The organism is Corynebacterium sp. LaCa_205 (assembly GCF_057458085.1).
On record NZ_CP190931.1, the window covers coordinates 317,005 to 329,660 of the forward strand.

The 12,656-nt window shown below is 59.3% G+C and carries 12 protein-coding genes and 4 tRNA genes; 10 read left to right on the top strand and 6 right to left on the bottom strand.

The genetic code is table 11. The features are described from left to right. Positions 1 to 9: 9 nt before the first annotated feature. Positions 10 to 1,275: a geranylgeranyl reductase family protein gene (locus tag ACP8J1_RS01610; RefSeq protein WP_023020513.1), complete on the bottom strand. Its 1,266-nt coding sequence runs from the start codon at positions 1,273 to 1,275 to the stop codon at positions 10 to 12. Positions 1,276 to 1,373: 98 nt separating this feature from the next. Between ACP8J1_RS01610 and ACP8J1_RS01615 the strand changes: the two genes are divergently transcribed. The 3 genes from ACP8J1_RS01615 (at position 1,374) to ACP8J1_RS01625 (ending at position 3,644) form a co-directional block, all read left to right on the top strand. Then, positions 1,374 to 2,378 carry a polyprenyl synthetase family protein gene (locus ACP8J1_RS01615; RefSeq protein ID WP_023020514.1) on the top strand — a complete coding sequence of 335 codons (1,005 nt, stop codon included), beginning with the start codon at positions 1,374 to 1,376 and terminating at the stop codon, positions 2,376 to 2,378. Between the two features lie 106 nt (positions 2,379 to 2,484). Further along, positions 2,485 to 2,566, top strand: a tRNA-Tyr gene (locus ACP8J1_RS01620). Between the two features lie 493 nt (positions 2,567 to 3,059). Then, positions 3,060 to 3,644: a hypothetical protein gene (locus ACP8J1_RS01625; protein ID WP_198010444.1), complete on the top strand. Its 585-nt coding sequence runs from the start codon at positions 3,060 to 3,062 to the stop codon at positions 3,642 to 3,644. Here the strand turns inward: ACP8J1_RS01625 and ACP8J1_RS01630 are convergent. The 5 genes from ACP8J1_RS01630 to ACP8J1_RS01650 all read right to left on the bottom strand — a co-directional run bounded on the left by ACP8J1_RS01630 (position 3,641) and on the right by ACP8J1_RS01650 (position 9,032). Continuing rightward, positions 3,641 to 5,218: a phospho-sugar mutase gene (locus ACP8J1_RS01630; protein ID WP_023020517.1), complete on the bottom strand. Its 1,578-nt coding sequence runs from the start codon at positions 5,216 to 5,218 to the stop codon at positions 3,641 to 3,643. The two genes, ACP8J1_RS01625 and ACP8J1_RS01630, sit on opposite strands and share 4 nt — an antisense overlap. Positions 5,219 to 5,221: 3 nt before the next feature. Continuing rightward, positions 5,222 to 5,869: a deoxyribose-phosphate aldolase gene (deoC, locus tag ACP8J1_RS01635; protein ID WP_023027804.1), complete on the bottom strand. Its 648-nt coding sequence runs from the start codon at positions 5,867 to 5,869 to the stop codon at positions 5,222 to 5,224. A 10-nt stretch (positions 5,870 to 5,879) separates the two neighbouring features. Further along, positions 5,880 to 7,247, bottom strand: coding sequence for an MFS transporter (locus ACP8J1_RS01640; protein WP_023020519.1), 1,368 nt, complete (start codon positions 7,245 to 7,247; stop codon positions 5,880 to 5,882). 15 nt (positions 7,248 to 7,262) lie between these two features. After that, a complete protein-coding gene (deoD, locus tag ACP8J1_RS01645; protein WP_023020520.1) occupies positions 7,263 to 7,988 on the bottom strand; it encodes a purine-nucleoside phosphorylase in 726 nt (241 codons plus the stop codon). A gap of 87 nt (positions 7,989 to 8,075) precedes the next feature. After that, on the bottom strand, positions 8,076 to 9,032 hold the full coding sequence (locus tag ACP8J1_RS01650) for a sugar-binding transcriptional regulator (protein WP_034655724.1): 957 nt from the start codon (positions 9,030 to 9,032) through the stop codon (positions 8,076 to 8,078). Between the two features lie 164 nt (positions 9,033 to 9,196). Here ACP8J1_RS01650 and ACP8J1_RS01655 point away from each other — a divergent pair. From ACP8J1_RS01655 to rplA, 7 genes are all read left to right on the top strand, one after another. After that, positions 9,197 to 9,272: transfer RNA gene (locus ACP8J1_RS01655), tRNA-Thr, on the top strand. A 37-nt stretch (positions 9,273 to 9,309) separates the two neighbouring features. Further along, positions 9,310 to 9,381 (top strand) — tRNA-Met (locus tag ACP8J1_RS01660). 139 nt (positions 9,382 to 9,520) lie between these two features. Further along, positions 9,521 to 9,593 (top strand) — tRNA-Trp (locus ACP8J1_RS01665). Positions 9,594 to 9,816: 223 nt separating this feature from the next. Continuing rightward, positions 9,817 to 10,149 carry a preprotein translocase subunit SecE gene (secE, locus tag ACP8J1_RS01670; RefSeq protein ID WP_023020522.1) on the top strand — a complete coding sequence of 111 codons (333 nt, stop codon included), beginning with the start codon at positions 9,817 to 9,819 and terminating at the stop codon, positions 10,147 to 10,149. 126 nt (positions 10,150 to 10,275) lie between these two features. Beyond that, positions 10,276 to 11,214, top strand: a complete 939-nt coding sequence (gene nusG / locus ACP8J1_RS01675) for a transcription termination/antitermination protein NusG (protein WP_023020523.1) — start codon at positions 10,276 to 10,278, stop codon at positions 11,212 to 11,214. 172 nt (positions 11,215 to 11,386) lie between these two features. After that, complete coding sequence (gene rplK, locus ACP8J1_RS01680; protein ID WP_005327961.1) at positions 11,387 to 11,830, top strand: 50S ribosomal protein L11; 444 nt, start codon at positions 11,387 to 11,389, stop codon at positions 11,828 to 11,830. 68 nt (positions 11,831 to 11,898) lie between these two features. Further along, positions 11,899 to 12,603, top strand: coding sequence for a 50S ribosomal protein L1 (gene rplA, locus ACP8J1_RS01685; RefSeq protein WP_005322897.1), 705 nt, complete (start codon positions 11,899 to 11,901; stop codon positions 12,601 to 12,603). Positions 12,604 to 12,656: the final 53 nt, after the last annotated feature.

Consider the following 12,656-nt stretch of genomic DNA (forward strand, 5'->3'; position numbering starts at 1 on the left):
GGACGGGGACTAAGCCGCGGTGGAATCCCACAGGGGAGTATCGCGGCGGAGAGACGATACGGTGCGGCCAGCAGCGCGCCAGGTGCGCGCGATGAGGTCGCGGTCGTCGTCAGTGATGAGATTGCCCATCAGGCGTGCGGCGGCCGGCATGAGCATGCGGCCGATGGGCCCGCGCAGGGCCAGCGGACCGGCAATCGGGAGGAACTGCGGGTAGGTCAAAAGGCGCGCGGCCGTGCGGGCGAGGAGGAAGGATTCGCCGTAGTGTTCGCGCAGGACGGCTGGCCAGGCGAGGGTGAAATCCTTTGGGCCGAGTAGATCCACGGCAAGCGCGGCAGTCTCCAAGCCATAATCGATGCCTTCGCCGTTGAGGGGGTTGATGCAGGCGGCGGCATCGCCGATGAGCATCCAATTGGCACCGGCCACGTTGGATACCGCGCCGCCCATGGGCAGTAGGGCAGAGGTGACGTGTTCAATCCCCCCTAGGCCCCACTCGGGGCGCTGCTGGGCGGCGTAGAACTCGAGTAGCTTCTTGGTGTTGATCTTGGCGGGGCGCTGCGCGGTCGAGAGCGCGCCAAGGCCGATGTTGACCTGGCCGAGCTCAAGGCCGAGCGGGAAGATCCACCCGTAGCCCGGCTGCACCTCGCCGTCTTCGTCCTTGAGCTCCACGTGGGAGTGCATCCAGGGTTCATCGGCATGTGCGGAGGAAGCATAGGAGCGTGCGGCGATTCCATAGACTTCCTCGCGGTGCCAGGTGCGGCCAAGTTTCTTGCCAAAGGTAGAGCGCACGCCATCGGCCACAATGACCCACGTGGCGTGTACGGTGGCTTCGCCCACGCGGAAAGACGTCACGCGGTTTCCTTCGAGCATGGGATCGGTAGCGGGGGTGCCGGTGATAAGGGTGGCGCCGGCGTCTACGGCGGCGTCGACAAGCAGGGCATCAAAGCGATAGCGTGGCAGGGCCGTACCCACCTGGGAAGGGTAGGTCTTCGGCCACGGCGCGGTAATATCGCCGCCGTATCCGTGCAGCTTCAGGCCGCGATTGCGGTAGGAGGCGTTGACCTTAAGGCCCAGCTCGTCGAGCTGATGCATCGCGCGTGGGGTGAGCCCGTCACCGCAGGTTTTCTCGCGGGGAAACGTCGCGGAATCAATAAGGAGGGTGTCAAAGCCCGCGCGTGCGGCGTGAATCGCGGCGGCGGCTCCGGCAGGTCCAGCGCCAATGATGGCGACCTCGACATAGGTTTGGGAATCGATCTGCTCCGACATGAGGACTATCATTGCATGAGTTCGCCCCCTCGAGTGTGTTTAGGGGCGCGGATTGGACTACGGTAGGTAATCGATTATCTCTGGCTTTTAGTTGCAAGGAACACTATTTAATGACTCACGGTCAATCGCATGCCACGCACGTGGATCTTGGTGATCCGCAGCTCAACGAGCGCATTGGTGCGGGCATGGAAGCAGTAGAAGACAAGCTGCGCAGTGAAATCGACCGCGGCCAGGACTTCTTAAAGGATAAGGTCAGCCACCTGTCCAAGGCCGGTGGCAAGCGCTTTCGCCCTATGATGGCGCTATTGGCCTCCGAGTATGGTTCGCGTCCGGGCTGCGAAGAGGTTGTTAAGGCCGCCACCGTCGTGGAGATGGTGCACGTGGCCACTCTTTATCATGACGATGTCATGGATGAGGCAGACCGCCGTAGGGGCGTGGAATCCGCGAATTCGCGGTGGAATAATTCCGTGGCCATCCTCGCCGGCGATGCGCTCTTGGCGCATGCCTCCCGCCTGATGAGCGAGCTGGATACCCACACCGTAGGCCACTTTGCCGATACCTTTGAAGAGCTGGTTACCGGCCAGATGCGCGAGACCATCGGCGCGGGCGAGGCTAATGCCGTGGAGCACTATACGGCGGTTATCCGCGAAAAGACCGCCGTGCTCATTGCCTCTGCGGGCTACTTGGGCGCCTATCACTCCGGTGCCTCGGCCGAGCATGCCGCAGCCCTGCACCGCATTGGTGGTGCCATCGGCATGATCTTCCAGATTGTGGACGATGTCATCGACATCTTCTCCGACCCTAAGGAATCCGGCAAGACCCCGGGCACGGACCTGCGTGAGGGCGTATTTACCTTGCCGGTTCTCTATGCCTTGGAAGAAGAGGGTGAGGTGGGCGATAAGCTGCGTGAGCTGCTCACTGGGCCGCTGCATTCCGACGCCGAGGTGGAGCGTGCCATTGAGCTCCTGCACCAATCTGGCGGCCGACAGAAGGCGCTGGAGGACATCACTGCCTACTTGCGCGTGGTAGAGGAGCAGCTCGCCGTGCTGCCGGAGAATTCGGCCAGCCAGGCCCTGCGCCAATTGGCGGATTACACTGTGCGCCGCGTTGGCTAGCTGCTTGGCGACGCCCTCCTCTATCGTCTTTTCCCCTTATGTGCTGGCGATTTGTAGGTAGGTGGGTGGTTCGTAGTAAAGTACTTACTCGCACCACACAGTGCATGCCAGGTTGCCCGAGCGGCCAAAGGGAGCGGACTGTAAATCCGCCGGCATTGCCTTCAGAAGTTCGAATCTTCTACCTGGCACAGAATGAACCCCGCAAGCAGATGCTTGCGGGGTTTCGTCGTACCTGCAGTCGTGAGACGGGTGCTACCGGCAGGACTCCTGTCTGCGGGAGCTTTGAGCCCTGTGGAACACCGCATAGGCACCGATGAGGGATACAGCTAGGAATATCCCAGCGGCCGTGAAGTAGAAAAATCCATTTCCTAACCTACGAGAAATATCCGGCAATGAGGTGGAATCCGATCCCGCCAGGGCCTTGGCAACGTATACCGCATTCAAACCGCCAATGAAATAGCCGAGGCAGAGCAATGATGAAATACCAACTGCAATCTTTAGCAGAACTGTTAAGGATGAATGGCGGGGTTCTGTAATCTTTAACTCCTCTCATTTTGGCCTTCAGGACCAGCAAACTACACCTTCCTAAGGTGCTGTGTACAAACAGGCGTGCTCGGTAGCCACACCATCAGTCACAGAAAGTCACTGTAGAGATGAAGGTATGAGGTTTAGCGATAGGATATGGGATATGAAGAAGATCCGAACGATGCTGGACGGGGTAAACGAGATTCACCTATTTCAAAGCCAGCGAGTAGCGCAGGCAGCGCAGCAAGCGCATCTGCGCAATCGGACTCGCAGTTATCGGGCGCACCGCAAAATAAACGCAGCGATTTCCCACCAGTTGGAGGAGCGCTCCCTGGCGTAAATAGACTTTCTAACCTTGACGACCAAATTGCTGTGTGGGCGCATCAGGGGCCAACTCCGCATCCACAGATAATCAAACAGCACAATGACATTCAGCCGGGCGCAGGCGATCGGATTATGGAGGGCGCTCATGCAGATATTGTCCTCGATAGGAAAGTTACAGCAGAATCTTTCGAGTACGCGATATTTGAATCAAAAGTACGGCTCTTTACGGCCGTAGGTGTCATTTTCGGCGCGCTCATCCTTATGCCGGCGATACTCGTTCTTTTTGACCCACCGGAATCGATAGTTGGTACTGCGGCGGTGGGCCTGGCGGCAGCAAGCCCACTAGTCCGCACCCTCATTGGCCCTAAGCAATCTCAGAAGGACCAGTTAGAGAGCGTGGAGCGGGGAGGGGTTTAAATCTCGAAGTAGGCGCGCAGGTCGGCCGCAATAGCATCGAGGCGGTCGGCGTCGGGGGACTCGAGGTAGCACTTGAGCTTCGGTTCCGTGCCGGAGGGGCGAACGATGACGCGGTCATCGTTGTCCGTGAAGAACTTGGAGCCTTGGGCGAATTTCTCTACCTTCGCCACGGGCGAGCCAGCCAGTTCGGTGGGCGGGGTAGATGCGACCTTATCCATCGCTTGGGCGATGATGCTGAGGTCATCTACGCGGAAGGTCAGCGGTTGGGTATACAGGGCCCCGACGGTGGCGTAGATGCCCTCCAAGCGCTCCAGCAGGGTGGTTCCTGCGGCCTTGCACTCGGCAGCGAGGCTGGCGAGCACTACGGAGGTAGCGATGCCGTCCTTGTCACGGACAGCGGTGGGATCGGGGCAGAATCCAATGGCTTCCTCGTAGCCAAAGGCGAGATCCGGGGTTCGTGCGATCCACTTGAAGCCGGTCAGTGTCTCCTCGTGGCCGAGGCCGTAGTGCGCGGCGATGCGCCCGAGCAGGCGGGAGGAGACGAGGGAATTGGCAAAATTGCCGGTCGCCCCGCGGCGGGCCAGATAGTCGCCCAAAAGGGCACCGGTTTCATCGCCGGTGAGCTGGCGCCAGGAGCCAGAAGCAGTAGGTACGGCGGCGGCGCAGCGGTCGGCGTCGGGGTCATAAGCGATAAGGATATCGGCGCCGATCTCCTCAGCGTGGCGGATACCCAGATCAAGGGCGCCGGGCTCTTCCGGGTTGGGGAAGGAGACGGTGGGGAAATCCGGATCCGGTTGGGCCTGCTCAGGAACTAGCGAGACGCGGAAGCCACAGCGGGTGAGAAGTTCTTTGCCCAAGGCAGCACCAACGCCGTGCATGGCCGTGAGCGCGATGGTGACATCGGAGCTTTCGCCTACGAGTTGTGCCGCGCGGTCGAGGTAGTCGGCGCGGGTATCGACGTTCTCGACATTCGCCGCAGAAAGCGGGATTTCATCGGCATGAGGTGCCGCGGCGATGGCTTCCGCGATTGCGGCATCGGCGGGCGAGATAAGTTGCACGCCTTCCGCAGGGCCGGTGGCGATGCGGCCGCCCAAGTACACCTTGTAGCCATTATCGGCCGGCGGATTATGCGAGGCGGTAACCATGATGCCAGCATCTGCCTTGAGCTTGCGTACCGTGAAAGCGGTCAGCGGGGTGGGGTTTTGTGCGGGCAAAACCAGGGCTCGGCCGCCAGCTGCGGAGATGACCTGCGCCGCATCGCGTTGGAACTGCGCGGAGCCGTGGCGGGCATCGCAACCAATGGCCACGACTGGGGTATCGACCTGCTGCTTGAGCCATGTGATGAGCCCGTAGGTGGTGCGGATGACCACGGCGCGGTTCATGCGGGACTCACCTGGGCCCACGGCGGCGCGCAGGCCCGCGGTGCCAAAGGCCAGGGGGCCGGCGAAGGCGGAGGCGAGCTCAGCGGTATTGCCCTCCTCAATCCAGGTGTTTACCCGGCGGGCTGTATCCGGATCAGGGTCGTGCTCGGCCCACGTACGGGCGTAGTCATAATCTACGGCGGCGTTCGACATGGACTAGAGCTCCTCGAGGATCTTGGCGGAGGAGGACAGGCCCAAGCGGGTCGCGCCAGCCTCAATCATGGCTAGGGCGTCCTGTGCGGTACGGATGCCGCCAGAGGCTTTCACGCCTAACTTATCGCCTACGGTCTCGCGCATGAGCTTTACGGCATATACAGAGGCACCGCCGGCCGGGTGGAAACCAGTGGAGGTCTTGACAAAGTCCGCCTGGGCGGCTGCAGCGGCCTTGCAGGCGAGGACAATGGCGTCTTCGGAAAGCGCGGCGGATTCAATGATGACCTTGAGAACCTTGCCCGGGATGGCATCGCGCACGGCCTGGATTTCGGCCTGCAGATCCTCGGCGCGGCCCTCAATGGCTAGCGGGATATTGATGACCATGTCCACCTCTTCGGCGCCATCGGCAACCGCGCGGGCTGCCTCAGCGGCCTTGATCTCCGGCTTTACGGCACCGGAGGGAAAGCCGACGACGGTGGCAATGTGCAGGGAGTCAGGAACCTCGATGGGCAAGGCGGAGGGGGAAACGCATACGGAGTAGGTGCCCAGCTCGGCTGCCTCATTTACCAGGGCGCGGAATTGTTCCGGGGTGGCCTCCGGCTTGAGCAGGGTGTGATCGATGATGGATGCAACGTCGGTGCGGGAAGTCATAATTTTCTCCTTAACGGGCTGGGCGGGATTCGGAACGGGCCATCTTGAGGTCAGAAACTACGTATAGGGCAATGCCAATAGCAGCCACGGTGGCCAGGATCCACAGCACGGTGTTATAGCTAGCGAGGTCCTGCAGCTTGGCGGTATAGGCAATGCCCAGCGGGATGGCGATATTGATGGTCAGGTTATAAAAACCAATGGCGATGCCGGACTTGACGGCGCTGATATTGCGCAGCGCGGTATTAACCAGCGGCGCGTACATCAGTGAAAAGCCGGAGGCGAAGGCCACGATGGCTGCGATGAGAATAGCGACGTGGAGTTGCACAAAAAGCGCGGCCATCACCAGTGCGCCGGCAACTAAGGCGAAGGCGGTGTAGATGGTGGCGCGGGAGGATAAAACGGTGCCGATCTTTCCGGAGAAGATGCCGATGAGGATGGCGCAGATATAGCCCGGGATCATCAACAGGGAGGCTTTATCGATATTCATGCCGTGCAGGTCATGCGCCGCAAAAGGCAGCAAGAAGATGAAGCCCATCTGGGTGGAATAGACGAAGAAGACCATGAGGATGGTCCACACGTAGCGGCCGTTGGTGAAAAACTCCGGGGTGACCACGGGATATTTGGCGTGGCCGATGTGGTAAACAAAGCCCACCACGCCGAGGACAGCCACGATGAGATATACCCAGTCGAACTCCTGCATGAATAAGGTCAGGCCAGTGGCAAAGACGGCGATGAAAAATAGGCCGAGCACATCGAGGTGTCCCTCCACGGCCTCATCTTCTGGCACCAGCTTGATGATTGGTGGGATGGTCAGAATGAGGATGAGCGGGATTAGGAACATCGCCGTCCACGAGACATAGGTGGAAATAAAGCCAGAGGTCAACGCGCCGATGAGCAGGCCGGCTTGGAAAGCGGCGGTGGAAAAGCCCAGGTAGGTCTTTTGATCGGCCTCGCTCAAGTGCTTGGTCACGTAAATGACATAAAGCGTCTCCGCGGCGGAGAGGCCGCCGGTTTGAATGAGACGACCGGTCAGCACCATGGGCCAGAAGCTAGAAAAGGCGAAGGCTAAAATCGATCCCACGGCAATGAGGACAACGCCGGTGAGCATGAGCTTGCGGATGGAAATGGAATCCGCCAGCGCGGCATAGACCACAGCACCGATGCCGATGATGACGCCGGCGAGGGAAGCCTGGAGGGAGGCGGTCTTAACGGAAAGGTCGAGCGCCTGGGCAATCGGCATGGTCATCGTCTTAAAGCCGTTATCAATAACCAGAGAAAAGACAAAGACGAAGAGCAGGATGGGGACGGCAACTTTGGGGTTTAGCGCGGGACCTGGCCGCTTGTCCTGCGGGGAAGCAGAGGTAGTAGAAGAAGTCACGGGGAAGGCGTCCTTTTAGTCGAGCGCGTTAAGCGGCAGCGCGAGTTCAATCATGGTGTGGAAGGCGGTTTGGCGTTCTTCGGCAGAAAGCTTGGTACCGTGCACGAGGTTGTCGGATACGGTGAAAAGCCCCAGTGCGTCGACGCCGGCTTCGGCCGCGGTGGCATAAAGCGCTGCGGATTCCATCTCTACGCCGAGCACGCCCATGTGCGCCCAGCGTTCGTTGACGGACTGGTCAAAGTTATAAAAGATGTCCGAGCTCAAGATATTGCCCACGTGAATGTGTGCCTGCTGCTTCTCGGCTTCATCCACCAAAGCCTTGAGGAGCTTCCACGAGGCGGTGGGAGCGTAGCTGCCCGGCAGGTTGTACTGGCTCAAGAAATTGGAATCGGTGGAGGCGGAGGAGGCGACGATGACATCGTGTAGCTCGATGTCTTCCTGCATAGCGCCGATGGAACCGACGCGGATGAGCTTCTTTACGCCGTAGTTGTGGATGAGCTCCCAGGAGTAAATGCCGATGGAGGGAATACCCATGCCGGTGCCCATGACCGAAACGGGGTTGCCTTTATAGGTGCCGGTAAACCCCAGCATATTGCGCACGCCGTTGAACTGGACGGTGTCTTCCAGGAAGTTTTCGGCGATGAATTGTGCGCGTAGTGGGTCGCCGGGCAGCAAGATGGTTTCTGCAATGGGCGCGCCCTGCGGGTTGATGTGTGGGGTGGCAATATCGGTAGCGGACATAGCTTCGCTCCTCGGTGTGTGGGGGGGATTTTACACACTTAGCTTAACCCCGCAGGAACCCATGTCAATGACGCAATTTACAATTGTTCAACATTTGTGGGAGGCCTCACTAGCCCAGTCCACGATCTTGCGCGCGGTGGCCTGATCTGTGACCAGATGGGTAGCCAATCCCTTGCGCAGCGCCACCCATATGGCCCGCGCCTTAGATGCGCCGCCAGCTACCAGCACCCGGGTGGGGCGCGTGGCCAAGTCTGCGAGGCTGATGCCCACGGTGCGGGCGTCTACGGCCGGGCAGGCTACTTCCCCGCGGGCGTCGAAGAAGCGCGAGCACACATCACCCACAGCATTGTCTGCAATCTGCTGTTTCTCGGCCGCGGTCAGATAGCCCAGGTTGAATGCTAAGGATTCCTGCTCGGCCGAGCCCACCGTGAACACTGCCACGCTTACCGACGCCCCCTTATGCAAAATCTGCCCAATATGCCTATCGCGCTCCACCCACTGCTTGGCCTCCGCGGAATCGAAGATGCCCGGCAGTGGTAAAAGGTGGGCCTCGGCATTGAAGGCGTGGGCAAAGGCCTGCAGGGTGTAGAAGTCTTTAGTGGATCGCTCCGTGTGTGAGTGGCCACCTTTTAGTTGCACAATCTCTACGCCTTCCCGTGGCTGTCGCCGCAGGTGAGAAGCGACGGCGGACATCGTCTCGCCCCAAGAGAGGCCGACGCTGGTGCCATCCTCAATGAGTTCTTCCAGGAGGGCGGCGCCGGCGCTGCCCAGGTCTGCTAGGGGAGAACCGCCGGGTGGGGTGGTGGTCACGCGGACGTCGGCAAGCGCAAAGCGTTGGCGTAGTTGGCCCACTAGTTCATCGGATTGCTCCCGCGGATCGGCAATGCTGATGGTGACAAAGCCGCGCGCGGAGGCGTGGCTGAGCAACTTGGACACCGTGGGCCGGGAAACCCCAAGATGATGGGCAACCTCGGCCTGAGAGAAGCCGGAGTTGTAGTACAACTTTGCGGCGTCAATGGACTGGGCATCCTTCTGATCCAACATGCCTTTCATTCAAGCACATTCACATGCGCGATAAGGTGTCATAAAAGCTTCCCATTTTTGCGCTCTGACGTGGCGATTTGTGTAAAACGTTGCAAGCGGGTTAGATTATTGGAGTCCGCAACGGAGAGCACAACGAAATAGCGATGTGTTCAACGCTAGGATGTGCCCCCTTAGCTCAGTCGGCAGAGCGTTTCCATGGTAAGGAAAAGGTCGACAGTTCGATTCTGTCAGGGGGCTCCATTCATGTTCGGAGGAAGAAATTCCCCAAGGTGAATATGGCGGTGTAGCTCAGTGGTAGAGCAAGCGACTCATAATCGCTGTGTCGCGAGTTCAATTCTCGCCATCGCTACCGGGAAAGAAAGGCGCCCGCAGGGCGCTTTTTTATTACCGCGCTGAAGGCTTTGCAGACCCGCCTGGTTTCAGATTGGAACTACGGCTCTGGTAAGGTCTTCAACGCTTGATGCTGAGGCATTAAGAGATAAAAGAATAGGGGCGTGGCGCAATTGGTAGCGCAACGGTCTCCAAAACCGTAGGTTGCAGGTTCGAGTCCTGTCGCCCCTGCACAGTAAACCCCGTCACTTGATTTCAGGTGGCGGGGTTTGTTCATGCCATATTTTCCCGGTCGAGCCTTGCTCGCCGCTGTGCTCGCCCAATGTATCCAAGGCCACGTCTTATAAATGCGGTGGTCAGCTTTTCATGCAGTGCAAGCTTTGCTAGGGTTGACAAAGTTATGGAGGTGCGCGTTAAGCGCCCTATTAGATTTAGTTCCCAAGGAGGGTTAGCTGTGAGCGATGAGCAGCAGCCGAAGAATTCGGGTGCACCGCGCCCGACCGGTAAGCGTCAGCTCTCTGGTGCGGCTACCACGTCCTCCGCGGACTACGCCGATAAGCACGTCGTCCGCGTAGAGGATAAGAATCACGATGACACCCCAGGTGGTGGCGTAGCCGCTTTCCCTGGCGAGGTGGCAACTGAGATGAAGAAAGTGGTGTGGCCGACCGCTAAGGAGATGCTGCAGTACACCCTCATTACCTTTGCCTTCCTCATCGTCATGACCGTTTTGGTGTGGGGTGTGGACGCTCTGGCCGGTCTCGGAGTTGAGCAGGTTCTCTCTGATTAGTAAGATAGCCGCATAATCTTTTATCCCGCTGTTTCCACTGAAGGAACGGCGGGATACTTTTTGCCCATACGCGGGCGGGTAGGCTAGTCCTACGCAACGCGCCGAGGAATTTTTGGAGTAAGAATCATGAGCGACGAGAATAACGTCGAAACCGTAGGCACCTCCCTAGAGGAGGCTATGCAGGCCAACGTGCAGGAGCAGGCGGCAGAGCACGCTAGCTCCGTTGAAGAAGCACAGCAGGAGGACGCTACCCCAAGCGCGCCCGCAGTAGAAGAAGCAGCAGAGTCCACCGACGCTGCAGGCGAGTCTGCGGAGGCAGCCGAGGCACCGGGAGCGGAATCGGAATCGGCAGCAGCCGACGCCGAGGGCGCGGCAGAGGCCGCAGCTCCAGAGGCTGGCGAGGATGAGTCCGAAGACGCCGCCTACCGCAAGCGCCTGCGTGCGTTTACCCGCGAGCTGAAGAAGCAACCGGGCCAGTGGTACATCATTCAGTGCTACTCCGGTTACGAAAACAAGGTAAAGACCAACCTGGACATGCGTGCCCAGACCCTCGAGGTGGAGGACTCTATCTTCGAGGTTGTCGTTCCTATTGAGCAGGTACTTGAGAACAAAGACGGCAAGAAGAAGATTGTGAAGCGCAAGCTGCTGCCGGGCTACGTCCTCGTCCGCGCCGAACTCAATGACGCCGCTTGGTCCGTCATCCGCGAAACCCCTGGTGTGACCTCCTTCGTGGGCAACGAGGGCAACGCCACCCCGGTTAAGACCCGCGATGTGGCTAAATTCCTGATGCCGAACGAAGCACCGTCCACCAAGGGCGATGCCGCCCCGAATGAGGCCGAGGGCGAGCAGGTCGTGGCCATGCCAGAAAAGGAAGTGGCAAAGAAGTACGCCCACGACTTCGAGGTAGGCGAGGCAGTGACCATCCTGTCCGGCCCGCTGGCCGCAGTCTCCGCCACCATTTCCGAGATCGACCCAGAGACCGGCAAGATGCAGGGACTGGTATCCATCTTTGGTCGCGAGACCCCAGTGGAGTTGTCGCCGACCGAGATCGAGCGCATCTCCTAAAAGTGATTTTGTGCAGGGCGCACGGTGTTCTAAACTGGAACGCCGTGCGCCTTTGGCGTGCGTATAAGAAAAACGTTTCATCCTCCGGTGGCCCACTGAAGGTGAGCATCCGGACGGGATCCCGTTATTCATCGTGGCGGCTATCCCGGTAACACAGGAAAGAGGTAATTCGATGGCTCCTAAGAAGAAGGTATCTGGCTTCATCAAGCTGCAGATCGAGGCAGGCGCCGCTAACCCGGCACCGCCAGTTGGCCCGGCACTGGGTGCCCACGGCGTCAACATCATGGAATTCTGCAAGGCTTATAACGCCGCTACCGAGAACCAGCGTGGCAACGTGGTTCCGGTTGAGATCACCGTCTACGAGGACCGTTCCTTCGACTTCAAGCTGAAGACCCCGCCGGCAGCCAAGCTGCTGCTGAAGGCCGCTGGCATCAAGAAGGGGTCCGGCGTTCCACACACCGACAAGGTCGGCTCTGTGTCTTGGGACCAGTGCAAGGAAATCGCAGAGACCAAGTTTGCGGACCTGAACGCACGTGACATCGAGAACGGCGCTCGCATCATCGCCGGTACCGCCCGCTCCATGGGCATCACCGTTGATGGCGCACCGGAGAAGTAAAAACTTTATGTGGTAGGGCCAGCTACGGCCCGCCGAACACCACACCAATCCAGAAAAGGAATTGTTAAATGAGCACCAAGTCTAAGGCTTATAAGGCCGCTGCGGAACTGGTAGATAAGTCCCGCCTGTACCGTCCGATCGAGGCCACCAAGCTGGCTAAGGAGACCTCCTCCAAGAACTTCGACGCCACCGTTGATGTTGTTTTCCGTTTGGGCGTTGACCCGCGCAAGGCTGACCAGCTGGTTCGCGGCACCGTTTCCCTGCCTAACGGCACCGGTAAGGACGTTCGCGTTGCTGTCTTCGCAGAGGGCGAGAAGGCTACCGCCGCTCAGGAAGCTGGCGCTGATATCGTCGGCACCGCTGAATTGATCGAGCAGATCAACGAGGGCAACATCGACTTCGACGTTGCTATCGCTACCCCGGATCAGATGGCCAAGGTTGGCCGCGTTGCCCGCGTCTTGGGCCCGCGTGGTTTGATGCCGAACCCGAAGACCGGCACCGTTACCGCAGACGTTGCTAAGGCAATCTCTGAGGTTAAGGGCGGCAAGATCTCCTTCCGCGTTGATAAGGCTGCTAACCTGCACGCCATCATCGGTAAGGCTTCCTTCGATGCTGAGAAGCTGGCTGAGAACTACGGCGCCCTCATGGATGAGATCCAGCGCCTGAAGCCTTCTTCCGCTAAGGGCATCTACATCAAGCGCGCTACCATCTCCACCACCTCCGGCCCGGGCATCCCGGTTGACGGTTCCGTGGTCAAGGATTACACCGCTTAAGCAGTTATCACGTACTGCGTTTAAGGTTAAAGGGCTTAGAGGCAATTCCTCGA